Below are 23,081 nucleotides of genomic sequence, written 5' to 3' on the forward strand. Positions count from 1 at the left end.
GCCAGGCGGTGCCGCTAAGCTAGCGCACCATGCCTGTATACCGTTCCGCCCTTTTGCGATTTGCCGACGATGGCCGCGCCCTCTATGACGAAGATGGCCTGCTGGCCATTGGCCCGGATGCCCATGGCCGCCAGCGGGTGCTGGCAGCCGGCGCCTGGCAGGCGCTGTCGCACCAGTATGCCCACGAGCCCGTCACGCACCTGCCGGGTCGCATCCTGGCCCCTGGGTTTGTGGACATGCACATCCACTTTCCGCAGACCGACGTGATTGGCTCGCCCGCGGATGGTCTGCTGCCTTGGCTGGAGAACTACACCTTTCCCCATGAATCGCGCTTTGTCGCATCCGACTACAGCGCGCAGGTGGCAGAGTTCTTTGTGGCCGAGCTGCTGCGCCATGGCGTGACCACGGCGCTGGCTTTTGCCACCTCGCACCCCGCCTCAGTGGATGCCTTGTTCACCGAGGGGCAACGCCAGCACATGCGCCTGATCACCGGCAAGGTGCTGCAGGACCGCCACTCGCCCGATGGCGTGCGCGACGATACCGAACAAAGCCTCATCGACACCGAGGCGCTGATCCAGCGCTGGCACGGCGTGGACCGCCTGGGCTATGCCATCACCCCGCGTTTTGCGCCCACCAGTACCCATGAACAACTGCGCGGCGCGGGCGAGCTGGCTGCGCGCTACCCCGATGTTTGGATTCAGTCCCACGTGGCCGAGAACCGCGACGAGATCCGCTGGGCGCGCGAGCTGTTCCCCGCCGCACGCAGCTACCTGGGCGTGTACGACGACTTTGGCCTGATGCGCGAACGCGCGGTGTATGCGCACTGCATCCACTTTGACGATGACGACCGCGCGCTGATGCGCGACACCGGTGCGGTGGCGGCGGTCAGCCCCACCAGCAACCTCTTTCTGGGCAGTGGCTTTTTTGACTACGCCAGCGCCGACCGCGTGGGCTTTGGCTACGGCCTGGCCAGCGATGTGGGCGGGGGTACCAGCTTTAGCCCGTTCCACACCATGCTGGCGGCGTATTACGTGGGGCGTGAGGGCCAGACCAAGCAGGGGCTGAGCCTGTCGCCGCAGCAGCTGTGGTGGCAACACACGGCCGGGGCGGCCAAGGCGCTGGGTCTGGCGGGTGAGGTGGGCAATTTGCAGCCGGGCTGCGAGGCCGACTTTGTGGTGCTCAACCCTCGGGCTACGCCTCTGCTGGAGCGCAAGACCTGCCAGGCGCGCAGCCTGGATGAGCTTTTGTTTGCGCTGATCGTGCTCGGCGATGACCGTGTGGTGGAGCAAACCGTGATTTCTCAAGCAAAATACGGCCCCAGCGCTTGATCATCAAGCGCTAATAGCTACATATTTAATAGCGCCCGGCTGTTTGCCGACGGCCAGGGCCACAGCGCAGGAAATTCAGCCATGAGCATCAAGAGCGACAAGTGGATCCGCCGCATGGCGGCCGAGCACGGAATGATCGAACCCTTCGAGCCGGGCCAGGTGCGCGAGGTGGAGGGCCGCAAGATCATCAGCTACGGCACCAGCAGCTACGGCTACGACATCCGCTGCGCACCCGAATTCAAGGTGTTCACCAACATCCACAGCACGGTGGTGGACCCGAAGAATTTCGACGAGAAGAGCTTTGTGGATTTCGAGGGCGACAGCTGCATCATCCCGCCCAACAGCTTTGCGCTGGCCCGCACGATGGAGTACTTCCGCATTCCACGCAACGTGCTCACCATCTGCCTGGGCAAAAGCACTTATGCACGCTGCGGCATCATCGTCAACGTGACCCCGTTCGAGCCCGAGTGGGAAGGCTATGTGACGCTGGAGTTCTCCAACACCACGCCGCTGCCCGCACGCATCTACGCGGGCGAGGGCTGCGCGCAGGTGCTGTTCTTCGAGAGCGACAAGGACGATGTGTGTGAGGTCAGCTACCGTGACCGGGGCGGCAAGTACCAGGGGCAGGTCGGCGTGACGCTGCCCAAGGCCTGACCTCCCGTCCGCCGGACCTTCGGCATGCGCTGGAACTTGTTCGCAGGGGTTGCGTCCTACAGCGCCAGTGCCCATTGGCTGAAATGCAAGCGCAGGTAAGGTTCTTAGCATGGTGTCATGCCGCCGGGCCCTCCGGTGGCCACGGAGTCCACCATGCTGACCTTTGCTGCGATGACCACACCCGCCAAGGCCCGGGGTGCTGCGCTTTCTCTACATGACCCTGCACGTGCCACAGGCGACTTGGCCTCGGACCACGGCGCATTGCGCCCGGCAGCCGTGTCCCACGCCCACTATTGGCCCTGCGAGCTTCTCAACGCTTTCGTTCTGAAGATGGCCGCCACGGGCCACTGTGTGAATACCGCCATGATGCTGGGGCACCGGCCCTACGCGCTCGAACAGCTGGCCGTGGCGCGGGCCGTTCAGGACCACAGCCTGAATGCGCTGGCCTTGCGGCTGCAAGCCTATTTTGATGTTGCCGCGCCCCAGGGCTGCGCCGTGGTGGCCGAGATCAGCGAGGCTTAGAACAGGTTACTGGCGGGGCTCTTGCACGCCGCTGGCCTTGGTGTGCGCTGACCGCTGTTCATGGACTGTGGTCACGCCTCCACGCAGACCCTGTTGCGCCCCTGGCCCTTGGCTTCATAAAGCGCCGCATCGCCCCGGCGCAGGATATCGAGGCCGTTGTCCTGCAGGCCGCGCATGCTGGCCACCCCCGCGCTCACGGTGATGCGGCCCACGACCGGGTCGTGTTGTTCGGCCATGGCTTCGACCAGGGCCTGGGCGATGGCTTGGGCCCCCAGAAGGTCGGTGTCGGGCAGCAGCACCACAAACTCTTCACCCCCCAGCCGTGCGATCACATCCGAGTTGCGCAGGCGCATTTCCAGCGTGCGGGCCAGCCGGCGCAGGACTTCGTCGCCGGTTTCGTGTCCATAGGTGTCGTTCACGCGCTTGAAATGGTCCACGTCGACTGTGATCAGGCTCAACGGCCGGCCGCTGCGCCGCGCCAGCGCCAGGGCAAACGCCATCTGCGTTTCAAAACCCCGGCGGTTGAGCAGGCCCGTCAGAGCATCGGTGCGGGCCTGCAGGTCCAGGGCGCGGTTGGCAGCCTCCAGCTCCAGCGTGCGCAGGCGTACTTTTTCCTCCATGGCTTCGTGGGCTGTCAGAAGCCGGTGCGTCATGCGGCCCAGTGCGCCTGAAAGCTTGCTCACTTCCCGGCTGCTGTGGGCCTGGGGAATGCGGGTGCCGGGCTTGTCGGCCTCCACGGCGCTGGCGGCATCGGCCAGCGCGTACAGGTCATCGCTCAGGCGGCGTGCCGCCAGCCACGCCAGCACCGAGGCCAAAAGCGCGGCGCCGAGCCCGATGGCCAGTGCCAGTTGCACGGTGCGGTGGGCCTCGGCGAAGGCCAGTTCCACGGGTTCGCGGGCGACAATGCGCCAGCCGAGGTCGCTGGTGCTGTTGCGTGCCTGCATCGGTGCGGTGGCCGTGAGGTAGCTGCGGCCATCCAGCCACCTCGCCACGACGGCCCGGCCTGCGGCGCGGTCAGACGCCACCGGGTTGTTGGCCTCGACGGGCAGGCGCTGCCCGGCTACTTGCAGGGCCCGGGTCTGGCCCCCAGGGGCGTAGATAAGCTCGCCTTTGCGGTCGAAGACGAATAGTTCTACCGCCTTGTCGTCCGTACGTACCGGGGTCAGGCTTTCCATGACCTCATGGGTCCATTCCCAGCTGCCGTGGATACCCACCACGCCGATGGTGGTCGGGCCCAGGCGAATGGGCGCCGCAAAATCCACAAACCGGTAGGGCTCGCCCGAAGGCGGCGGGGCCAGCAGCTGCTCCAGCAGCTTGGCCGGGTGGACATCTCCCACGTGCAGTGTTTGCAGGCCTTCCTTGAACCACGGGCGCTCTGCGACGCTCTGGCCCACCAGCAGTCCGCCCGTGGCGGCGCGCACCACGCCCTGGGCATCGGCCACACCGATCCAGGCGCTGTGGGGGTGGGTGGCCTGACTGCGTGCCAGCATGTGGTGGGCTTCGGCACTGTCGAGCCCTTTGGTCCAGACGGCCTCGGCGGCCGCCAGGACCTCGGCCTCGCGGCTGCGCTCCTGCAGGCCGTTGGCCAGCAGCTTGCCTGCATTTTCGGCAATGACCTGCAGGGCAGTCCCGGCATCGCGCTCGATGCGCAGCTTGAGCAGTTCGCCAAATCCCAGTGACAGCAGCACCGCCAGGCCCACCACTAACGTACCGAACACCAGCGCGATCTGCGAGCGCAGGCTGTGGTCCGAGAACCGGAGCAGGCTCATGGCGTGGCCTGCGAGGGTGGTGCGCCCTCTGTGTCCAGGCGCATCGCCAGGCGGGCCGCAGCCAGGTCCCAGCCGGCCCAGCCGCAGCTCTTGAACAGCACCGGCCCTGCGGACGGAGCGCGCAGGCGTTGCAGAGCTTCCCGCAGTGTGGGCAGCATGCCCACGTCGAGGCCCGCCTGCAGCAGATCACCCGCCTCGTGGCGTGCGTCTTCACTGTCCACCACGATATGCCCGTGTGCGGCCACATGGCGGCAGAAGGCGGGGGCCAGTTCTGCCATGGCCGGGGTGAAGGCTCCCACCGCTGCCACAAAGGCGTCGGGGCGTGGTGGCGCGCTCAGCGCCACGCTGTGCGCCGGGGTGCACACGGCAATCAGCGGGCAATGGGGCACCGCAGCGTCTGCATCGGCCACCGTGCGTGCCTGGGCGCCCAGCGCCTGGGCGCGCAGGACCAGGGCCTCGGCGCTGGCGGCACTGCGCGAGGCCACCCACACATCACGCACCCCCAGGCCCTGCACAAAGGCTTCCAGGTGGGCCAGGCCCTGCACGCCCGCGCCGACGATGAGCAGCGGCCCCTGGGCCTGCGGCGCCAGATGCTGTGCCGCCAGCAGCGACACCGCCGCTGTGCGCCGTGCAGTGATGGTGGGGCCGTCCAGCACCAGGCGGCGTTCGCCCGTGGTCACGTCAAACACCACGACGTCGCCCTGGATCGCGGGGCGGCCGGTGCCCGTGTTGGCAGGGGTCAGCGTGATGAGCTTGGCCATCGCCACGCGGCTGTCGGTGGCAGGCATGACAAACAGGCTGCCGCCCTGGGGCAGTGGCAGCACCGTGCGGGCAGGCACCGAGACGGTGCTGTCCCGCAAGAGGGCCGCAATCTCGGTGGCCAGCGCGTCCCATGGCAGACACGCCGCTGTGGCTGCTGCGTCCAGCGTGCCGGGGGCCGGGGAGAGGGAGGTGAAGGACATGCGCCGACTTTACACAGCGAGGGCGGAGCCGGGGAGCGGGCAAGTCCCCAGTCCAAGGCCATGATTTCAGTGCGTGGCACCCGCCCCGAGCGCTATGTCGCTCTGGTGAAGCACAGCGGCCCACAGGGCTGCGTGGATGCCGCGCACCATGTCCCACAGTGCCAGGGAGGGTGTGCCTTGCCCGGGCAGCCAGGGCACGTGCACAAATCCGCCCCGGGCGCCCGCAGGGCCAACGCCTTGTGCCTGCAGCATGTGCATCAGTCCGTACAGCACATGGTTGCAGACAAAGGTGCCCGCTGTTTGTGAAACCTCGCAGGGCACGCCAGCCTGCTGTACGGAGCGCAGCATGGCCTTGAGTGGCATGCTCGCAAAGTAGGCGGCAGGCCCGCCGGGCACCACCGGCGTGTCGATGGGCTGGGCGCCCACGTTGTCGGGAATGCGGGCGTCGTTGATATTGATGCCCACCCGCTCCAGCGACAGCGCGCTGCGCCCCCCTGCCTGGCCCAGGCAGACGGTCAGCGCGGGCCGGTGGGCCGTGGCCAGCGCCCGCAGCTGTTGCAGCGATTCGCCAAACACGGTGGGCAGTTGCGCCGCCACCACGCGGTGGCCCGCGATGCGCTGCCCGTCCAGCGCCTGTGCCACCAGCCAGCTGGGGTTCAGGCTGTCGCCGCCAAAGGGGTCAAAGCCTGTGATCAGAATCACCTTGTCGCCGATGGGGGCGTAGTGCGAGGCGTCGTGGAGCATGGGGCGGTTCGGGTGGGGCGTGGAAGGGGGGAATCGTGCCAGCGGGCGCCGACAGGCAGGCCATCGTAATCGGCCCCTCCGGTTCCTGCACCGCGCGTAATATGCGCCATGCCCTCCGCACGTTGAGGGCGCTGGAGATACGGCATGAAATGGGAAGGCAATCGCGAGTCGGACAATGTGGAAGACCGGCGCGGTGGGGGCGGCGGCTCGCCGATTTTCGGAGGGCGCAGCATTGGCATTGGCACCATCGTCATCGCACTGGTGGGCGGGTGGGTGCTGGGCATCAATCCGCTGACGATCCTGGGGCTGCTCAGTGGCGGCGGGCCACCTGCGCAGGTGCAGTCGCAGGGGCCTGCCCAGCGCCCCCCGGCCGACGACACCATGGCCCGTTTTGTATCGACCGTTCTGGCCGATACCGAAGACGTGTGGCAGGCCGTGTTCCGCCAGGGTGGCGGCACCTACCAGGAGCCGCGCCTGGTGCTGTTTCGGGGCGCTACGGCCACGGCTTGCGGCACCGGGCAGGCGGCGATGGGCCCGTTCTACTGCCCGGCGGACCAGAAGGTCTACATCGACCTGGGCTTTTATGAAACCCTCAAGAACCGCCTGGGCGCGCCCGGCGATTTTGCCCAGGCCTATGTGATTGCCCACGAGGTAGGCCACCATGTGCAGAACCAGCTGGGCATCAGTGGCAAGGTGGACCAGATGCGTGGCCGCGTGAGCAAGGCGGAGTACAACGCGCTCTCGGTGCGGCTGGAGCTGCAGGCCGACTGTTTTGCCGGGGTGTGGGCACACCATGCGCAGAACGCGCGCCAGATTCTGGAGCAGGGCGATGTGGAAGAGGCCATGAACGCAGCGGCCAAGATTGGTGACGACGCCCTGCAGCGCTCGAGCGGTGGGGCGGTGGTGCCCGAAAGCTTCACCCACGGCACCAGTGCTCAGCGGCAGCGCTGGTTTCACAACGGACTGCAGAATGGCAGCGTCAAAGCCTGCGATACCTTCGCGGCGCGGAGTCTTTGAAACACCCCCCTGAGCCGCTTCGCGGCTTCCCCCCGCTCTCGCAACACTGCGCGTTGCGGGCAGGGGGACGCAGCCAGCGCGGCGGGGCGGCCCTTGCGCGGCTGCCCGGGCATGGGCCGCGCCGGTTTTGTGGGGTGTGGGTGACCTATGGCGCTATGGAGAACCGAGATGTCCCCGGCTGAGTCCCTGCAGCCTCTCCGGTCGCCGGGCATCGCCGCCGCGTGGTCGGCGGCGGCGGTCACGGTGCCGCATGCCGTCGGCCTGGGCCTGCTGGCTTTTGCACCCCTGGCGGCCGACCATTCCCTCGCAGCGCTGGCGCTGTGGTCGGCGGCCCTGCCGGGCCTGCTGCTCACGCTGGTGGTGCCACGTGCCGGGGTGGTCTACGCACCCACCACGGTGGTGGCGCTGCTGTTTGCGGTCGTGCTGGCGACCGCCCATGGTGCGGCCCCTGCGCTGGGCCTGAGTGCGCGCCAGGTGTTGGCCGTGAGCGGCGCCACGGTGGCGCTGGCGTTTGTTTTTCAGTGGCTGCTGGGGGTGCTGCGGCTGGCCTCGGTGGCGCGGTTTCTGCCCGTTTCGGTGACGCATGGTTTCGCGGCCGGGGTGGGGCTGTCGATGGTGGTGGGCCAGGTGCGCAACGGCTTTGGCGCGGGGGGCGACACCCTGTGGAACGCCCGCACCGGCTGGCACCTGCTGGCGGCGCTCGCCGTGGTGGGGCTGGCCTGGGCGTTGCGCTGGCGCTGGCCCCGCATGCCGGGGCTGCTGTCGGCTGTGGTCCTGGTGGCGCTGGCCGTGGCGGTGGCGGGGGTGTGGGGTGGTGGTCTGGGGGATGTGTTTGCACCCGCCGTGCAGCCCAGCCAGTTTGCGGGCCCGCTGTGGCCCGACTGGACTGGTGTCCCCTGGATGGCGCTGGCGCAACAGCACGGGTCGGATCTGGTGGTGCTGGCGCTGTTGATGGCGCTGGTCAACAGCCTGGAGATACTGGTGTTCAACCAGGAGCTGGAGCTGGACCACGGTCTGCGTGGCAACGCCAATCTGACCCTGCGCCGCGAGAGCCTGTTGGGCGTGTTGTGCGGGCTGGCCGGGATGATTCCTGCATCCACCAGCGCATCGCGCTCGCGCATTGTGCTGGCGCAGGCGGGCCCCTCCCGCGACGCTCCGCGCTGGCATGCCGGCATCATGCTGGGCGTGGCAGTGACGGGCGCCTGGTGGCTGCACTGGGTGCCCATGGCCTGCCTGGCGGGTGGGCTGGTGCTGGCCGGGCTTATGCAGGTGCCGGGTCTCATGTGGTCGCTGCGCTACGCGCAGCGCTCGCGGGTGACCTGGGCGCAAAGCTGGCTGGTGGCGCTGGTGTTTGCCGTGATGGGCGGCGTGGGCGCGCTGGTTGCGGGCCTGGTGGTGGCCACCTTTGTGTTGCTGCACGACTCAGCCGCCAAGGTGCTGCGCCATGTGCGGCTCGATGGCGAACTGCGCTCGCGCCGGCTGCGGCGCGCGGGCTCGGACACCTGGCTCTCGCCGCGGATGAACCAAGTGGCTGTGTTTGAACTGCAGGGCGTGATGTCGTTCGGCGTGGCGGCCCACTTGGCCGAGCAGGTGCGTTTGCTGCTGCAGCCGCGCCACCGCTGGGTGATTCTGGATGCGGGCCGCGTGCCCGCCTGGGACAGCACGGCACTGGCGCAACTGCGCGCGCTGGTGCGCGACCTGGGCCAGCAGGGCATTGCCGCTGCCGTGGCCGCGCTCGATCCTGTGGCCGCTGAACATGCAGGCGACCAGGTACGCGCCTTTGCCGACCTGGACCGCGCCTTGGAATGGGCCGAGGCCGGCATCCTCTCGCAGCGCCCCATTGAGCAACGCCCCGCGCGTCCCGAAAGGGATCTGCTGGGCGAGATCGGCGAGGGCGTTCCCCGGGCGGCGGCCAATGCCCTGATGGCCTTGCTGGAGCCTCTGGCCGTGCCGCCCCACGGGGTGGTGTTCAGCGCGGGAGACACTGACCACGACCTGCTGGTGGTGAAGTCGGGCCACATCACGCTGGTGACCCAGTGGCCGCCCGACAAGGGGCTGCGCTTGGCCACGGTCGGGCCGGGCATGGCGTTTGGCGAGATGGCGTTCCTCAACGGCGCTGCGCGCAGCGCTTGTGCGGGGTCTGAGCGGGGGCCTGCGCACCTGGTGCGCCTGTCGCGGGCGCACTTTGATGCCTGGGCCCGACAATACCCCGAGGCAGCGCTCACCGTGATGAATAACCTCGCCCAGATCGGGGCGAGGCGTCTGGCGGTGACCACACGCCAATTGCGGGCGGTGTTGGAGTAATTTTGAATAAAAAATGCCATTAGCGCTTGATGGATGAGCGCTGATAGCTATTAAAAATGTAGCTTATTGCTGTGACTTGCTCAATGAATAAATGCGCTCTGTACCACGCCCCCATGGTGAAAAATCGCTTTTTGGGCCACCGGTGCGACAATAGAGGGCTAAATGACAAGTTCCTTTTCCAATCTATCGCTGGCTGAACCGCTCGCGCGCGCCGTAGCCGAAATGGGCTACGAGTCCATGACGCCCATCCAGGAGCAGGCCATTCCGGTGGTGCTCACAGGGCAAGACGTGATGGGCGCAGCCCAGACCGGCACCGGCAAGACGGCGGCTTTCTCGCTGCCCCTGCTGCAGCGCCTGCTCAAGCACGAAAGCAGCTCCACATCCCCGGCTCGCCACCCCGTGCGTGCCCTGGTGCTGTTGCCCACGCGCGAGCTGGCCGACCAGGTGGCCCAGCAGATCGCGCTGTACGCCAAGTACACCAAGCTGCGCAGCACCGTGGTGTTTGGCGGCATGGACATGAAGCCCCAGACCATCGAGCTGAAAAAAGGCGTCGAAGTGCTGGTGGCTACACCAGGCCGCCTGCTGGATCACATCGAAGCCAAGAATGCAGTGCTCAACCAGGTCGAGTACGTCGTGCTCGACGAGGCCGACCGCATGCTGGACATCGGTTTCCTGCCCGACCTGCAGCGCATCCTGAGCTACCTGCCCAAGCAGCGCACCACGCTCCTGTTCAGTGCCACGTTCTCGCCCGAGATCAAGCGCCTGGCCAGCAGTTACCTGCAAAACCCCATCACCATCGAGGTGGCCCGCCCGAACGAAACGGCCTCCACCGTGGAGCAGCGCTTCTACAGCGCCAATGACGACGACAAGCGCCGCGCCATCCACCAGGTGCTCAAGACCCGGGGTATCAAGCAGGCGTTCATCTTCGTCAACAGCAAGCTCGGTTGTGCCCGTCTGGCGCGCAGCCTGGAGCGCGAAGGCCTCAAGACCACCGCGCTGCATGGCGACAAGAGCCAGGACGAGCGCCTGAAGGCGCTCGAAGCCTTCAAGAGTGGCGAGGTCGATCTGCTGGTGTGTACCGATGTGGCCGCGCGCGGCCTGGACATCAAGGACGTGCCTGCGGTGTTCAACTTCGACGTGCCATTCAACGCCGAAGACTATGTGCACCGCATCGGCCGCACTGGCCGTGCTGGCGCCTCAGGCCTGGCGGTGACGCTGGTGTCGGGCAGCGATGCCCGCCTGGTGGCCGACATCGAGAAGCTGATCAAGAAGAAGATCGATCTCGAAGCCATCGAATACGAAGAAGACCAGCCCCGTGGCCGCATCAACGACGGCCGCCGTGCCTGGCGCGAAGCCGGTGAAACGGGCGACGGGCGCGATGCGCTGCCGGCCGCCCCCGCCGCGCCACGGCGCGAGCGTGACCAGCGTGTCGGGCGCGAGGGGCGCGAACAACACCGGGGCTTTCGCCCGGCCGTGGCATCGCGCGACCCCTTCTTCGAGAAGCCGTATGAGGCCAGCGCAGCTGCCGACGCAACCCCCGCCTGGGAAGCTGCCAAGTCGGCCCCGCGCAGCAGCGTGTCGGCCAACATCAAGCCCAAGCGCAAGGTGGCAGCGCTGTTCAAGGCTGCCCAGCCAGAGACTTCAGTGCAGTGATGAAATACAGGCCTTTTTGGGCCTGTAGCGCTTGATGGATAAGCGCAAGAAGCTATATTTTCAATAGCAACTGAGGCCCCGTCAGTCTGAATGCAAACGGTGGTCGGCCCGGAGGTTCGGGGCCAGCCTGCGCAGCAAGGCCACATCGATGGCGCCGAAGGGGACCGCCCGCCCCCCACGCTGCTGCACAAACGCCTGTGCAGCCTCCGCATCTGCAAACGCGGGCAGATTGCCCGCCCGCATCGGCCCCATGGCCGAAGACTCTGCCACGTACACCGCCTCCAGCGCATTCAGCCAACCACCCGAATCGGTATCGGTCACATACCGGGCCACGATGGCGTCTGCCGTGCGGCCCCGCGTGTAGTGGGCCACGTTGCCCAGGTACAGCATGAGGCTGAGCGGTGAGTCAAAAAAATACGCATCCCCGTCCGCAAAAATGACCTGCGCCGCCCACGCCCGTGCGCGGGCCGGGTACATGCCACACACCGGGCAGCGTGCGTCGGCGGGCACCTCGCGGGCGGCGGTCAGGGGCTGGCCCAGCGCAGGGTCGTAGGGCGTGGGCGGCGCCACCACGCACACATCGTCGCCGATGCCCTCCAGGGCGGCGTTGCCGGATGGGCGGGGCGGAGTGCGCTGGGGCCATTGCCATGCCACCAGGCCTGCCGAGCCCAGCAGCAGGGCTGCAAGGGCTGTGCGCCGGGTGGTTGCGTGTGGGCGGGGCATCAGCGCAGGTATGGGCGGCTCACATCCGCGTGTCGTGCAGTGCCCCGCCGCTCAGGTCCACCATGGCGGGCGTGATCTCGGCAAAGCGCAGAACCTTGCCGCCATATTCAGCAGCAAACTTCTTCGCATCGGCCTCTTGCGCAAAGCTGCCGATGGTGGGACCCATGGAGCCGTGGCGCTTGCCGCCCACCACATAGATCGCACTTTTGCCGTCGATCCAGTGGCCCTGCGGTGCATTCCAGTCGGCCTGGCCCATGTCCTGCACATACACGGCCTGCACGGCACGCACCTGTTCGCCCGCCAGCAGGGTGCTGAACAGCTCCACCGTGTCGCAGAAGAACGAAGGCTTGTCCTGCCCTGCAAAGCGCACCTGCGCCTTGGGGCCGGGGTAGTCGGCCAGCAGCATGCCGTCGAGTTCGCAGCTGGTGGTGCGGTCGATCTCCTGGGGTTGGAGAGATTGCGCGCTGTTGTCCGCTTGGCTGCAGCCCGTGAGGCCAGTCAGGCCCGTGAGTGTGCCGAGCGAAGCGAGTGCGGCCCAGCCCAGCAATTGCCGGCGCGTGGTGCAGCCGCACCGGGGTTGGTAAGAATGGTTCATGGTTTGAATCTCCAGCTTGCAAGACCGAGCGGCACCACGATCCAGCCCGCCATCACCGCGCCCATGAGCCATGGCTTGGCCAGGGCAGGGGGCACGATGCTGGTCAGGCCGTACAGGGTGCGCACGTCGTCGAGCGAGAACACGTTGAGGATGCGGAAAACGTCGGCCGGGTTGAGCAGCAGCAGGTAGGCCATGGCCTCGCCGCCCACGCTGCCGCCCGTGGCCACCAGGGCGCCCAGCAGCAGCAGGTCAAACACCAGCACAAAAAAGAACCAGGCGGCAATCGCCAGGCCGGAGGCGCGTGTGCGCTCGTGCGTGAGCACCGACAGCAGCACCGCCATGCTCAAAAAGGCCAGCCCCAGCAGCACCGAGCTGATCATGAAGCCGCCGTAGTGGAATAGCGCAGCCCCGCTGAACTGCCGCACCAGCAGCACGGCCACCAGCCCGAACCCCGCCAGCGTGGAGAGCGTGAGCGCCGCCGCCAGCCCCAGGTACTTGCCCAGCAACAGCTCCAGCCGCGTGATGGGCAGCGACAGCAGCAGATCGAGCGAGCGGCGCTCGCGTTCGCCCACGATGGCGTCAAAGCCCAGCAGCAGCGCGATCAGCGGGATCAGGTAGATCACCAGACTGACCAGACTGGCGATGGTGAACTCGATGGAACGAAAGCCCACCGTGCCCTGCTGCGCGCCGCCAAAGTAGGCGATGGCCAGCGAGAACACGGTGAACACCAGCGCCACGGCCAGCACCCAGCGGTTGCGCATGCGGTCGCGGAACTCTTTGCCCGCGATGGTGAAAATTTGTTGAAATTCCATGGCTAGCCCTTGCGCAGGTCAAAGTACACATCCTCAAGCGAGGGTTCCTGGATCTGCAGGTCCTGCAGCGCGGTGCCCAGCGGTGCCAGCGCACCCAGCACGGCCATCTTGCTGCCGCGCGGGCAGTCCACATGCAGGCCTTCCGGCGTTTCCGTCCCCGTGACGCCGGGCACGGCAGAGAGCAGCCCCAGCGCGGCAGGCCGGTCGGTCGCAGCCAAGGTGAGGTGGATGGTCAGCGGCATGTGCGCCTGCTCGCGCAGCGCCTGCACGCTGCCCAGGGCCTGCAGCTTGCCGGAGGCCAGGATGGCAAGGCGGTCCACGCGCTCCTGCAGCTCGGCCAGGATGTGCGAAGTGATGACGATGGTCACGCCACCCGCCTGCAGCTCGCGCAGTGTGGCGTAGAAGTCGCGGATGGCCTGCGGGTCCAGGCCGTTGGTGGGCTCGTCGAGCAGCAGCACCTGGGGCTCGCCCAGCAGGGCTTGCGCAAACCCCAGGCGCTGGCGCATGCCCTTGGAGTATTCGCGCACGGCGCGGTTGCCCGCGTGGGCCAGGCCCACGCGTTCCAGCAGCGCGGGGCATTGTGCGAGGGGCGCACCCTTGAGGCGGGCGAAGAAACGCAGCGTTTCCAGTCCGTTCAGGTTGTCGTAGAGCACCACGTTCTCGGGCAGGTAGCCCAGGTGGCGGCGGGCGGCGCGAAAGTCGCGGCCCTGCACGGTGGCGCCGCCCACCCGGATCTCGCCCGAGGTGGCGGGCGTGAGGCCCAGGATCATCTTGAACAGCGTGCTCTTGCCCGCGCCGTTGTGGCCGATGAGGCCGAAGATCTCGCCGCGCGCAATGCGCAGGTCGATGCCGTCCACGGCGTGCAATGCGCCGTAGTGCTTGTGCGCGCCCTGCACCTCGATGGCGGGGGGCTCGTTCAGGTCAATGGGGGGAGGGTTGCGTGTCACGCTGAAAATTCCGTTGGGGTTGGTTCGGTTGCATGCGGGGCTTTGGGTCCACCACGGTGGGCACGCGCAGCACCGGAAACTGCTGGCCCACCAGGCGCAGTGCCTGCACGGCGGGGCTGGCCAGCAGCAGCTTGATGGCGGGGTGGCGCCAGGTCAGGCGGTCCACCATGTCGTTGGCCTCGTAGGGCACGTCGCCCACGCCGTTGCCGTCGCGGTCCCAGCCCAGGTAGTTGCTCCAGTGATTGCCGCCTTCGGTGCCCCAGCGCTCGTCGCGGGCGCCCACATAGCGCACCTGCTCGCGGTTGCCGATGAAGTCGTTGCCTTCGACCTTGTTGTTTTTGGAGCCGGCCGACAGGTGCACGCCTACTGTGTTGCGGGTCACCAGGTTGCCGCGCAGGGTGATGTACTCCACGTCGTAGATGAAGAAGCCTCGGGAGTTCTCGGCCACCACGTTGTTCTCGATCACCGAGTCCTGCAAGGTGCGCAGCATGATGCCGTGGTCGCTGTTGCCCCACGCGCGGTTGTTGCGCACCACCTGGTCGCGCACCTCCATCAGCGCCAGGCCGCCACGGTTGAGGTAGGTATCGTTGTCTTCCCACAGGTTGTAGTAGGAGTTCATGTAGTGCGTGCCGTAGCGGCTGTGGTGCAGCCGGTTGCCGCGAAACACCGCGTGGTGCGACACGTCCACATACAGCGCGTCGCGCACAAAGCTGATGTGGTTGCCCTCGATGCGTGCGCCCGTGGTGTTGTACAGCTGCACGCCATTGCCGCGCTGCGACGAGTTCACATCGCGCAGGCCGGTGATGGTGTTGTGCAGCACCTGTACATCGTTGGCCTTCTCGATCCACAGACCAAAGAGGTTGTAGGTGAGGTCGTTGTGGCGCACCACGGCGCGGTGCGCGCCGGGGTACACGTAGATGCCTGCGTTCTGGTCCTTCAAGCTGGTGCCCGAGTCGCGCACGATCAGACCCTCGACCACCACATCGGGCGCGGTGATGCGGATGGTGTCGCCCGCCTGCCCGCCGCTGAGCGTGGGGCGATCGATACCGCGCAGGGTGAGCTGCTTGTCGATGCGCAGGTTCACGCGGTAAAAGCCCCGCTGCACCTCCACCGTGTCTCCCGGCGCCGCAGCCGTGATGGCGGCCTGCAAGTCCTGGCCAGGGCGCACCTGCACGGTGGCAGCCGCCGCAGGAAGTGCTGTCCACAGCGCCAGGGCCGTGGCGACCGCAGCGAGTGCAAAGGGGGACTTCATCACGCCAGTCCCACCACGGCCTTGATGGCCAGGAAGAGTGCTGCTCCGATCAGCAGGTTCTTGAAGCCCACATAGCTCAGCATGTCCATCACGCCCGCCCGACGGTACTGGTCGCGCCACCACGGGCCGTCCTTCACATAGCGCTTGCCCGACAGGCGGATCAGCACCTCGTACACGCTCCAGCCAAACCACCAGCCGATGATGGCGCCCGTCGACAACGTGCCCAGGGCGGTCATCACCCAGGCCACGCTGGCAGCCAGGGCGAGCGAGAAGCCCGCGATCTGCAGCGCGCGCCGCGAGGCCCAGCCTTCGCGGCTCCAGGGCCATAGGTGGTCCACCAGCTCCAGCCCGATCCAGCGCAGGCCTTGGCTTCCAGCCTTGTGGGCGGGGTGTGCAGGCGTTGTGGGCATGCGTGGGTCGGGTCCCTTGGCGGCCTTGGCCGAGATCTGGTCCTGCACCGTGGCAGGGTGGATCGGGATGAAATAGCCGTTCTTGCCGATGGGCGTGATTTCCAGGCCATCTTTCTCGCGGCGCTTGCGTTCCTTGGCCAGGGGCGGGCAGCCCTTGGTGTCGGTGTAGAGAATCATGCAGTCGAGGCAGTGCAGGCATTCGCGGTGGTCGATGCGGCCGTCTGCGTCGATGGCCTGTGCACCGCAACCCACGGCGCAGGCCTTGCAGCTATTGCAGTCCTGCTTGCGCTTCAAACCAAACCAGCGGAAGGTGCTGGGCATGGCCAGCGAGGCGCCCAGCGGGCAGATGTATTTGCAGTAGGGCCGTTCGATGAAGATCGAAACGCCCAGGATGGCGGCCACAAACAGGCCGTAGGGCCAGGCACGGTTGAGCACGCCCACCAGGAAGGTGGTTTTGAACGGCTCTACCTCGGCCAGCTTCTCGGCCAGGCCCATGGAGAACATCGACACCGCGAGCAGCCCGAAAAACACGGCGTACTTGACCCACTTGAGCCGGTCGTGCCACTTCTGCGGCAGCTGGGTCTGGAACCGCTTGAGGCCCACCGCGCGCGCGATCTTGTAGATGCCCTCCTGCAGCGAGCCAAACGGGCACATCCAGCCGCAGAACAACCCGCGCCCGAACAGGAACACGGTGACGATGATGAAGATCCAGAACAGGAAGATGAACGGGTCGGACAGGAACAGCGACCAGGTCCACTGGAACAGCAGCGCGTGGAACCAGGTCAGCACCTGCGTGATGGAAGGCTGGGCCATGGCGCCGAAGCCGATCCAGCCGATGCTGAGGGCCCAGAAGCTGTACTTGAAGGCGTTGACCGGCCACTTGTTCTTGTGGGTGGACAGGCGCGTGAGCTTCTCGCGCAGGGCGTACACCACGGTGACGGCAATCAGCAGCGCGGCGAACAGCGCAATCTCTACCGCACGCGACTTCCACACGCGCACCCAGGGGGCGTCGGGCTCGTTGATGGTGGGGCGCCCGCCTTGCAGCATGGCGGCGGGCAGCCAGTAGGGCGTGTCAAAGCTGGTGAAGCTGCGCGTGCCCGTGGCCCGGTCCACGCGGTTGCCCAGAAAGCTCAGCTTCCACGGGTAGGCGGCCGAGAAGGCGGGTGAGCGGATGATGAAGATGACCGATTCGTTGTAGCTGGGTGCGCCTGCGGCCTCGATGCCATACAGGTTGAGCGCGTCCAGGTCGCGGAAGGTGAACGAATCTGCGCCTTGGCGCACCTGCACACGGTCGTAGATGCCGCCGCGCACAAAGCCCGAGCCCTTGAACGATTCCTTGCCACCGGTACGGACGATGAAGAAGGCGTGTTCGCCCTCCTTGAGCTGCAGGCGCAGGTTGTTCCAGCCGTTCTCGCCCAGAAGGCTCTTGCCAATGTCCGGGTGGTTCAGGTCGCCAAACCACAGCTCGATGAACGGGTCGGGGCCCTTGTCCAGGCCCACCTGTTCGGGCTGCACGCGCAGGCGCTGCACGGTGCCTTGTTGCACCAGCTCGGCCCAGCTCAGGCGCCTGCCGGTTTCGGCATAGCGTGCGGGCTCGCGCACCGTGGGCGCGAGGATGCCCACCTGCCGCGCCACGGCGGAGCCCGAGGCCATCATGACCTGGTTCTGAGCGATGACGGTGACGGTGGCGCCCGAGATGGCGTCGAGACCCAGCACGTTTTCATCAGGGCGCGACTGGCCCACCTCGATCTTGTCGGCCACCGACTTGCCCAGGTACTGGGCGTTGAACTTGAGCAGTGCGGATTCAGGGATGCCCAGCAGCAGGATGGGCTCGGAATGCTTGAGCACCTTCACGCCCACAAAGCGGCCTTGCGTGTCCATGCCGATCAGCGTGACCACAGGCTTGCCGGAGTAGGCGGGGGTGTCCGTGATGTCGGTGGAGAGCATCACATAGCCCAGCAGCTTGCGCGGCTCGCTGGCCTGGTCGTACGCCTCCACGTAGGGCGGCTGACCCTTGCGTTCTGAGAAATGGCTGGCGCCGGGAAACACGTCCTTGCACGGCACCAGTGCGCACATGTCGCGCGCGGTAGAGAGTTCCGCAGGCAGCTCGGCCTCGTAGGCGCCTGCTGCAGCATGCGCGCGCGGCGCCAGCCAAAGTGCTGCCAACAAGACCAGAAGAAGCGTGGCGAACTGCCGACGGAGGGAAATCATGGGACTATCTTTTTGATAGCTGCTAGCGCTTATTCATCAAGCGCTAGCGGCCAATATGATGCGAAGTGGAGCGCAGTCGTCGCAACTGGCGCGCCCCAGGCCAGGGATGCAGAGCAAGGGCCGCCCCGCAGCGAGTGCATCGTCCCCCTTCCCGGCGAAGCCGAGAGAAGGGGGAAGGCGCGCAGTGCCTCAGGGGGATCGCCCTATCACCCCTCCACGATCATCCGAGTGCGCATTTCCAAATGCAGCGCATGGCAGAAGTGCGTGCAGTAGCACCAGAACACACCGGGCTTGTCGGCCACAAAGCTCACCGACTTGGTCTCCAGCGGGTTCACGATGAAGTTCACGTTGTAGTTCGGAATCGCGAAGCCGTGCGTCAGGTCTTCGATCTTGTCCAGGTTGGTCAGGATCAGCGTGACCTCGTCACCCTTCTTGAGCTTGAACTCGCGCAGGCTGAAGGCCGGGGCTTGCGAAGTCATCTTCACCGTGACCTTCTTGCCGCTGCGGAACACGCCGGACTCCTTGGGGTCCTTGACCGCCAGCGGGAACTCGTCGAGCGTGTAGACCTGCTTGGGGCGCACCAGGTCGCGCTTGAAGATGATGAAGTCATGGGGCTCGCCGCGCACGGGGTGGTCGGCCATCAGCACCATCTTCTCGCCCGAGATGTCGATGAGCTGCTCGTTCTCGGGGTGCAGCGGGCCCACGGGCAGGAAGCGGTCCTTGGAGAACTTGCAGCCCACGGCCAGGTACTTGCCGTCGGCGGCCTTGGTCTCGGACTGCGAGGCGTTCAGGTGGCCCGGCTGGTATTGCACGTCCAGGCGGTCCACCACGTACTTGGCGGTCTTGTCGCCCGCGTGGAACTTGATGGCAGCCTCCACGTTCCACTTCACGACCTGGCTGTCCAGGAACAGGGTGGTGTAGGCATTGCCACGGCCGTCGAAGGCGGTGTGCAGCGGGCCCAGGCCCAGCTCCACTTCGGCCACGATGGCGGAGTCCAGCTTTTCGAGCTTGCCGTCGAAATAGTCCAGCACCTTGGCCAGCTCGATCACGGTGCCGGTGGGCGACAGCTTGCCGGCGCAGATGAAGTATTTGCCATCGGGGCTGGCGTTCACGCCGTGGGGGTTCTTGGGCACCGAAACGTAGGCGGTGAGTGCTGTCTTGGGGTCCTTGTTGGCTTCATGGGTGCCGTCCACCACGGGCACCTTGCTGGTGCCGATGGTCTTGAACTTGCCAGCCTTCACGGCAGCCTCGATGCGGCCCACGTTGAAGAACAGGCAGGCATCGCGTTCGGCGGACATCATGTCCTCGTACTTCGCGCCCATTTCCACGTTGTACTGGTTGGTGGCGGCCAGCTTGCCGTCGTATGACGTGGCGACCAGATCGCAGTTGCCGTCGATCAGCACTTGCCAGCGCACTTCCATCGTTTCTGCATCGACGCAGCTGAACATCGAACGGTATTTGCCCGAGTCTTCCGTGCCCGTGTTGGGCAGGGGGATGGCGAACTCGCCGCCGCAGAACACGCGCGTGGTGTAGTTGATGGCAGGGTCCACCGGGTCGGCCTTGTCCGGGAAGATGCCGTGAAAGCCCTGCACGTTGGGCAGCTCGGTGATCTTGTCGCACACGAAGTAGTCGAGGCGTATGCGCGCGATGCGGCTGTTGATCTTGTCGTTGATCCAGGCGTAGCGGCCGTCGTAGTTGCCGTCCTTGTACGAGGCATGTGTGTGGTGGGTGTCGGCCACGGTGTACTTCAGGCTGCCATCGGCCTTGGTGCCCATCACAGCTTTGGATTCATTCGTGATACCCCAGCCCACCAGGGCGTCGGGTACGAAGCAGGGGATGCGGGTGATCTCGCGGCCCGAGGGCAGGCCCAGGACGCGCATGTCGCCCGTGTGGCCGCCGCTCCAGAGGCCGTAGTAGGTGTCCAGCTCGCCGGGCTTGAGGTGCACGTTGGCGCCAGCGGCGGCATGGCTGGCCGCAGGTGCTGCAGGGGCGGGGGCCGCAGGCGTTGCAGCGCTGGGCTTTTCGTTGCATGCGGCGACGCCTGCAGTCAGCCCGACCAGGGCCGCCGTGTTGATGAAGCTGCGTCGGCCCAGGCCAGCAGCGGGAAGGTGACTGTCTTTTCTCTCGGTCATGGTTTTCCTCTTTGGGATCGCTCAGTTGAAAAGGGGTGGTGCGCGTGCAGGGGGTCTGAACGCCACCCCTGTGCGTGGAAAAAGTGGTGTGTGAAAACGGGGCTGGAAGGTGGGGGCTGCAGCAGTGGTTGCCGCTGCGAGATGGGTGGTGGGTGGCGTGTCGGCCGCGAGGCACACAGGGCAATCGAGGCCCGTGGCGTCTGCCGCTACCAGGCCCTCAGCGGTCTTCACCACCAGCTTGGCGCTGCCTGTGCCGGAGCAGACCAGCTCCATGCTTCGCGGCACTACCAGCGGTGAAGCCACCGCAGCAGCCAGCGCCATGACAAACCACGCCAGCACCCAAAGGCGCAGTGTTCGCAGGTTGTGATGGCTTTGCATGGCACGAATAATAGATTCACGTAATATGAATCAATTTGATCTGGATCATGCTTTGGCGGCGCTCGCCTCTGCCCAAAAGTGCTTCTTGCACCTACAGTCAATGCACCAGTCTGAAGCGGTGCCTGTGCAATGCCCGTAGGTTTTTTCAGGCCAGGTGCTGGACGCATTTCGTCGCATTTCTCGCGCAGCCACAGGCCCTCTCAGATTTTTTTTAACCCCCAAGAACAGGATGTATGCGATGCAAAAGAAAACCGTGATGGTCGCCGTAGCGATCTTGGCCACACTGCTGGCCGGTTGTGGCGACAAGAAGTCGGAACCTGCTCCGGTGGCTGCACCCGCTGCGGTGACGGCCCCAGCGCCCGCAGCGGCCCCCGCCGCACCGGCTGCCGCAGAGAACGAACTGGGCAAGAGCGTGTTTGGCAAGACTTGCGCCATGTGCCATGCCGCTGGCGTGGCCGGTGCCCCCAAGCCGGGCGACAAGGCCGACTGGGGCCCGCGCATTGCCCAGGGCAAGGACACGATGTACAAGCACGCGATCGAGGGCTTTACCGGGGCGAAAGGCATGATGCCTGCCAAGGGGGGCTCCGCCAATCTGACCGACGCCGAGGTCAAGGCCGCCGTGGATTACATGGCCGACAAGTCGCTCTGAGCGGAGGCGCCATGCAGCAAGCTTCTCTGCCCCCTCAGGGTCTGTCGCGTCGTCGCATGGTGATGGCATTGCCCTTGCTGGGTGGTGCGGTCTGGGGTGGTGGCGCGTCAGCGGGCGCACGGGTGGTGTCTGAACGCAGCTCGCGTCCCCTGATGGGAACGCAGGTGGATATGGCGGTGGAGGGCGTTGATGGCCCGCAGCTGCGCCGCGCCATGGACCGGGCCTATGCAGAGATGCAGAGGCTGGAAGCGCTCATGAGCCGCTACCAACCCCGCAGCGTGGTCAGTCGTATCAACCTGGCTGCAGGCGTGACGCCAGTGATGGTTCCGGCCGAGGTCATGGCGGTGCTGCAGGGTGCGCAGCGTGTGTCGGCAACAAGCCGTGGGGCCTTTGATGTGACCGTGGGGGCTTTCAAGTCCTGGAACTTTGGCCCTGGCGACAAGGTGGTGCCCGGGGCCAGCGAGATCGCGCGGCAACTGCCCCTGGTGGATGCGGGCAGCCTGGTGCTGGACGTGGCCGCTGGCACGGCCTTCCTGGCCCGCCAGGGCATGGCGCTGGACCTGGGGGGCATCGCCAAGCTACCGATCCTGGAAGCCGGCATGAACATGCTGCGCTCCGAAGGGGTTGAGAACGCCATGATCAACGGTGGTGGCGACGTGCTGACCCACGGGCTGTGGCAAGGCAGGCCCTGGCGTGTGGGGCTGCGCGACCCGCGTTCCCCCGAGCGCCTGCTGGGTGTTGTGGCCGTGGCGGGCGCCGGTGTGGTGGCCTCGTCGGGCGACTATGAACGCTTCTTCTTCCACCAAGGCCAGCGCCAGCACCATGTGCTCAATCCGCGAACAGGGCGCCCGGCATCGGGCGTGCATGGCGTGAGCCTGGTGGCGCGCGACGTGGCGGCCGTCAACGGACTGGGCGCCGCGCTGATGGTGCAGGGCCCGCAGGCGGGCAGGGCACTGGCGCAGCGCATGCCGGGGCTGGCCGTGCTGATCGCCGGGCAGGACGGTGGTGTCTGGCAGTCCACCGCGATGTCGGCATTGCTGGAGCCAGTGCCGTCCTGAACCTGCTGCGGTTTATTCAGCCCGGGGCCTGTGCCTGCTCGCAATGCACCTGCAGCAGCTCACGCTCGGCCAGTGTCGCGCCAAAACGCACGGCGCTCAGGCAGCCGCCCCACACGCAGCCTGTGTCCAGCCCGAGCAGATCGCTGCGGTTGAGCCAGCCCAGCGTGGACCAGTGACCGAAAGCCATCAACGTGCCCGCTGTGCGCCGCCCCGGCACATCGAACCAGGGCATGAGGCCGGGAGGGGCGGCGCTGGCGCTTTCGGTGCTTTCAAAATCCATCACGCCGTCGGCCGAGCAAAAGCGCAGCCGGGTGAGCGCATTCACGATTACCCGCAGGCGATCCGTGCCGGTCAGGTCGTCACTCCAGCGGTCGGGGATGTTGCCGTACATGGCGTGCAGAAAATCGGGCAGGTCAGGGCCGCGCAGTACTGCATGGACTTCGTCCGCGTACGCGAGAGTCTCTGCGGCCGTCCAGGTGGGCAGCACACCGGCATGCACCATCAGCAGCGTTTGCCCCGCATGCATGTGGGTGCGGGCCAGGGGCTGCTGGCGCACCCAGTCGAGCAGGGCAGCGCGATCGGGGGCGTCCAGCACCGCGCCCAGTGTGTCGCGCCGCGAGGGCTTGCGCGCACCGTGTGCGGCGGCCAGCAGGTGCAGGTCGTGATTGCCCAGCAGGCATCGGATGGCGTCGTCATGGCGCATGCAGCGGCGCAGCACGGCGGCCGAGTCAGGCCCTCGGTTGACGAGGTCACCCAGCAGGTAGACCGTGTCGCGGCTAGGGGAAAAGCCGATGGTGTCCAGCAGGCGGCCCAGCGCGGCGTCGCAGCCCTGGATGTCGCCGATACAGTAATGCGCCATGGTGATCTTTATGAGTGAAGCACGGATTTTCTGCTGATCGCGTCGCCGACCTTGCTCAGCATGTGCCGGAGCTGGGCGTTGAGGCCGGGGACGCGCGGTGTC

The 23,081-nt window shown here is 66.5% G+C and carries 20 protein-coding genes; 8 read left to right on the plus strand and 12 right to left on the minus strand.

Annotated features, from left to right (window positions below; translation table 11 throughout):
• The first annotated feature begins 29 nt into the window (after positions 1–29).
• The 3 genes from guaD (at position 30) to ACSQ22_RS12530 (ending at position 2,504) form a co-directional block, all read left to right on the plus strand.
• Positions 30–1,328, plus strand: coding sequence for a guanine deaminase (gene guaD, locus ACSQ22_RS12520; RefSeq protein ID WP_436130488.1), 1,299 nt, complete (start codon positions 30–32; stop codon positions 1,326–1,328).
• Between the two features lie 81 nt (positions 1,329–1,409).
• A complete protein-coding gene (gene dcd / locus ACSQ22_RS12525) occupies positions 1,410–1,982 on the plus strand; it encodes a dCTP deaminase (protein WP_055401412.1) in 573 nt (190 codons plus the stop codon).
• A gap of 153 nt (positions 1,983–2,135) precedes the next feature.
• Positions 2,136–2,504, plus strand: a complete 369-nt coding sequence (locus tag ACSQ22_RS12530) for a hypothetical protein (RefSeq protein WP_436130489.1) — start codon at positions 2,136–2,138, stop codon at positions 2,502–2,504.
• A gap of 71 nt (positions 2,505–2,575) precedes the next feature.
• Here ACSQ22_RS12530 and ACSQ22_RS12535 read toward each other — a convergent pair whose 3' ends face one another.
• The 3 genes from ACSQ22_RS12535 to pcp form a co-directional block, all read right to left on the minus strand.
• Entirely contained in the window at positions 2,576–4,273 is a 1,698-nt protein-coding gene (locus ACSQ22_RS12535) for a diguanylate cyclase (RefSeq protein ID WP_436130490.1), read from the minus strand.
• A complete protein-coding gene (locus tag ACSQ22_RS12540) occupies positions 4,270–5,235 on the minus strand; it encodes a delta(1)-pyrroline-2-carboxylate reductase family protein (RefSeq protein ID WP_436130491.1) in 966 nt (321 codons plus the stop codon). Before ACSQ22_RS12540 ends, ACSQ22_RS12535 begins: the two co-directional genes overlap by 4 nt.
• Before the next feature lie 66 nt (positions 5,236–5,301).
• Positions 5,302–5,979: a pyroglutamyl-peptidase I gene (gene pcp / locus ACSQ22_RS12545; RefSeq protein ID WP_436130492.1), complete on the minus strand. Its 678-nt coding sequence runs from the start codon at positions 5,977–5,979 to the stop codon at positions 5,302–5,304.
• Between the two features lie 144 nt (positions 5,980–6,123).
• Between pcp and ypfJ the strand changes: the two genes are divergently transcribed.
• The 3 genes from ypfJ to ACSQ22_RS12560 all read left to right on the plus strand — a co-directional run bounded on the left by ypfJ (position 6,124) and on the right by ACSQ22_RS12560 (position 10,953).
• On the plus strand, positions 6,124–6,996 hold the full coding sequence (gene ypfJ / locus ACSQ22_RS12550) for a KPN_02809 family neutral zinc metallopeptidase (RefSeq protein WP_121422587.1): 873 nt from the start codon (positions 6,124–6,126) through the stop codon (positions 6,994–6,996).
• 168 nt (positions 6,997–7,164) lie between these two features.
• Positions 7,165–9,300: a SulP family inorganic anion transporter gene (locus ACSQ22_RS12555; RefSeq protein WP_436130493.1), complete on the plus strand. Its 2,136-nt coding sequence runs from the start codon at positions 7,165–7,167 to the stop codon at positions 9,298–9,300.
• 162 nt (positions 9,301–9,462) lie between these two features.
• The gene (locus ACSQ22_RS12560; RefSeq protein ID WP_121422589.1) at positions 9,463–10,953 is read left to right on the plus strand and encodes a DEAD/DEAH box helicase; all 1,491 of its coding nucleotides are present in this window, start codon (positions 9,463–9,465) and stop codon (positions 10,951–10,953) included.
• 81 nt (positions 10,954–11,034) lie between these two features.
• Here ACSQ22_RS12560 and ACSQ22_RS12565 read toward each other — a convergent pair whose 3' ends face one another.
• The 8 genes from ACSQ22_RS12565 to ACSQ22_RS12600 all read right to left on the minus strand — a co-directional run bounded on the left by ACSQ22_RS12565 (position 11,035) and on the right by ACSQ22_RS12600 (position 20,413).
• Complete coding sequence (locus ACSQ22_RS12565; RefSeq protein WP_436130494.1) at positions 11,035–11,676, minus strand: nitrous oxide reductase accessory protein NosL; 642 nt, start codon at positions 11,674–11,676, stop codon at positions 11,035–11,037.
• Between the two features lie 19 nt (positions 11,677–11,695).
• Entirely contained in the window at positions 11,696–12,271 is a 576-nt protein-coding gene (locus ACSQ22_RS12570; protein WP_055393506.1) for a nitrous oxide reductase accessory protein NosL, read from the minus strand.
• Positions 12,268–13,083 (minus strand): ABC transporter permease, encoded by an 816-nt coding sequence (locus ACSQ22_RS12575; protein WP_436130495.1) that lies wholly within the window; start codon positions 13,081–13,083, stop codon positions 12,268–12,270. Before ACSQ22_RS12575 ends, ACSQ22_RS12570 begins: the two co-directional genes overlap by 4 nt.
• Positions 13,084–13,085: 2 nt before the next feature.
• Positions 13,086–14,030: an ABC transporter ATP-binding protein gene (locus tag ACSQ22_RS12580; RefSeq protein WP_436130496.1), complete on the minus strand. Its 945-nt coding sequence runs from the start codon at positions 14,028–14,030 to the stop codon at positions 13,086–13,088.
• Complete coding sequence (locus tag ACSQ22_RS12585; RefSeq protein ID WP_436130497.1) at positions 14,005–15,282, minus strand: nitrous oxide reductase family maturation protein NosD; 1,278 nt, start codon at positions 15,280–15,282, stop codon at positions 14,005–14,007. The genes ACSQ22_RS12580 and ACSQ22_RS12585 overlap by 26 nt, the downstream gene beginning before the upstream one ends.
• Positions 15,282–17,903: a 4Fe-4S binding protein gene (locus ACSQ22_RS12590; protein ID WP_436130498.1), complete on the minus strand. Its 2,622-nt coding sequence runs from the start codon at positions 17,901–17,903 to the stop codon at positions 15,282–15,284. The genes ACSQ22_RS12585 and ACSQ22_RS12590 overlap by 1 nt, the downstream gene beginning before the upstream one ends.
• A 206-nt stretch (positions 17,904–18,109) precedes the next feature.
• Positions 18,110–20,035, minus strand: a complete 1,926-nt coding sequence (gene nosZ / locus ACSQ22_RS12595; RefSeq protein WP_436130499.1) for a TAT-dependent nitrous-oxide reductase — start codon at positions 20,033–20,035, stop codon at positions 18,110–18,112.
• Positions 20,036–20,056: 21 nt separating this feature from the next.
• A complete protein-coding gene (locus tag ACSQ22_RS12600; protein ID WP_436130500.1) occupies positions 20,057–20,413 on the minus strand; it encodes a DUF2946 family protein in 357 nt (118 codons plus the stop codon).
• Between the two features lie 238 nt (positions 20,414–20,651).
• Between ACSQ22_RS12600 and ACSQ22_RS12605 the strand changes: the two genes are divergently transcribed.
• Both ACSQ22_RS12605 and ACSQ22_RS12610 read left to right on the plus strand, forming a co-directional pair.
• Positions 20,652–21,062, plus strand: coding sequence for a c-type cytochrome (locus tag ACSQ22_RS12605; RefSeq protein WP_055393536.1), 411 nt, complete (start codon positions 20,652–20,654; stop codon positions 21,060–21,062).
• 11 nt (positions 21,063–21,073) lie between these two features.
• Positions 21,074–22,120: an FAD:protein FMN transferase gene (locus ACSQ22_RS12610; RefSeq protein ID WP_436130501.1), complete on the plus strand. Its 1,047-nt coding sequence runs from the start codon at positions 21,074–21,076 to the stop codon at positions 22,118–22,120.
• 16 nt (positions 22,121–22,136) lie between these two features.
• Here ACSQ22_RS12610 and ACSQ22_RS12615 read toward each other — a convergent pair whose 3' ends face one another.
• A complete protein-coding gene (locus ACSQ22_RS12615) occupies positions 22,137–22,979 on the minus strand; it encodes a symmetrical bis(5'-nucleosyl)-tetraphosphatase (RefSeq protein WP_436130502.1) in 843 nt (280 codons plus the stop codon).
• Between the last annotated feature and the right edge of the window lie 102 nt (positions 22,980–23,081).

The sequence above is a fragment of the Acidovorax sp. LjRoot38 genome (assembly GCF_964252975.1).
Classification (GTDB): domain Bacteria; phylum Pseudomonadota; class Gammaproteobacteria; order Burkholderiales; family Burkholderiaceae_C; genus Acidovorax; species Acidovorax facilis.

Bases quoted from the DNA above. Each gene is read 5' to 3' on its own strand.
- guaD (WP_436130488.1), top strand. From the start codon at position 30: ATGCCTGTATACCGTTCCGCCCTTTTGCGATTTGCCGACGATGGCCGC.
- dcd (WP_055401412.1), top strand. From the start codon at position 1,410: ATGAGCATCAAGAGCGACAAGTGGATCCGCCGCATGGCGGCCGAGCAC.
- ACSQ22_RS12530 (WP_436130489.1), top strand. From the start codon at position 2,136: ATGCTGACCTTTGCTGCGATGACCACACCCGCCAAGGCCCGGGGTGCT.
- ACSQ22_RS12535 (WP_436130490.1), bottom strand. From the start codon at position 4,273: ATGAGCCTGCTCCGGTTCTCGGACCACAGCCTGCGCTCGCAGATCGCG.
- ACSQ22_RS12540 (WP_436130491.1), bottom strand. From the start codon at position 5,235: ATGTCCTTCACCTCCCTCTCCCCGGCCCCCGGCACGCTGGACGCAGCA.
- pcp (WP_436130492.1), bottom strand. From the start codon at position 5,979: ATGCTCCACGACGCCTCGCACTACGCCCCCATCGGCGACAAGGTGATT.
- ypfJ (WP_121422587.1), top strand. From the start codon at position 6,124: ATGAAATGGGAAGGCAATCGCGAGTCGGACAATGTGGAAGACCGGCGC.
- ACSQ22_RS12555 (WP_436130493.1), top strand. From the start codon at position 7,165: ATGTCCCCGGCTGAGTCCCTGCAGCCTCTCCGGTCGCCGGGCATCGCC.
- ACSQ22_RS12560 (WP_121422589.1), top strand. From the start codon at position 9,463: ATGACAAGTTCCTTTTCCAATCTATCGCTGGCTGAACCGCTCGCGCGC.
- ACSQ22_RS12565 (WP_436130494.1), bottom strand. From the start codon at position 11,676: ATGCCCCGCCCACACGCAACCACCCGGCGCACAGCCCTTGCAGCCCTG.
- ACSQ22_RS12570 (WP_055393506.1), bottom strand. From the start codon at position 12,271: ATGAACCATTCTTACCAACCCCGGTGCGGCTGCACCACGCGCCGGCAA.
- ACSQ22_RS12575 (WP_436130495.1), bottom strand. From the start codon at position 13,083: ATGGAATTTCAACAAATTTTCACCATCGCGGGCAAAGAGTTCCGCGAC.
- ACSQ22_RS12585 (WP_436130497.1), bottom strand. From the start codon at position 15,282: ATGAAGTCCCCCTTTGCACTCGCTGCGGTCGCCACGGCCCTGGCGCTG.
- ACSQ22_RS12590 (WP_436130498.1), bottom strand. From the start codon at position 17,903: ATGATTTCCCTCCGTCGGCAGTTCGCCACGCTTCTTCTGGTCTTGTTG.
- nosZ (WP_436130499.1), bottom strand. From the start codon at position 20,035: ATGACCGAGAGAAAAGACAGTCACCTTCCCGCTGCTGGCCTGGGCCGA.
- ACSQ22_RS12600 (WP_436130500.1), bottom strand. From the start codon at position 20,413: ATGCAAAGCCATCACAACCTGCGAACACTGCGCCTTTGGGTGCTGGCG.
- ACSQ22_RS12605 (WP_055393536.1), top strand. From the start codon at position 20,652: ATGCAAAAGAAAACCGTGATGGTCGCCGTAGCGATCTTGGCCACACTG.
- ACSQ22_RS12610 (WP_436130501.1), top strand. From the start codon at position 21,074: ATGCAGCAAGCTTCTCTGCCCCCTCAGGGTCTGTCGCGTCGTCGCATG.
- ACSQ22_RS12615 (WP_436130502.1), bottom strand. From the start codon at position 22,979: ATGGCGCATTACTGTATCGGCGACATCCAGGGCTGCGACGCCGCGCTG.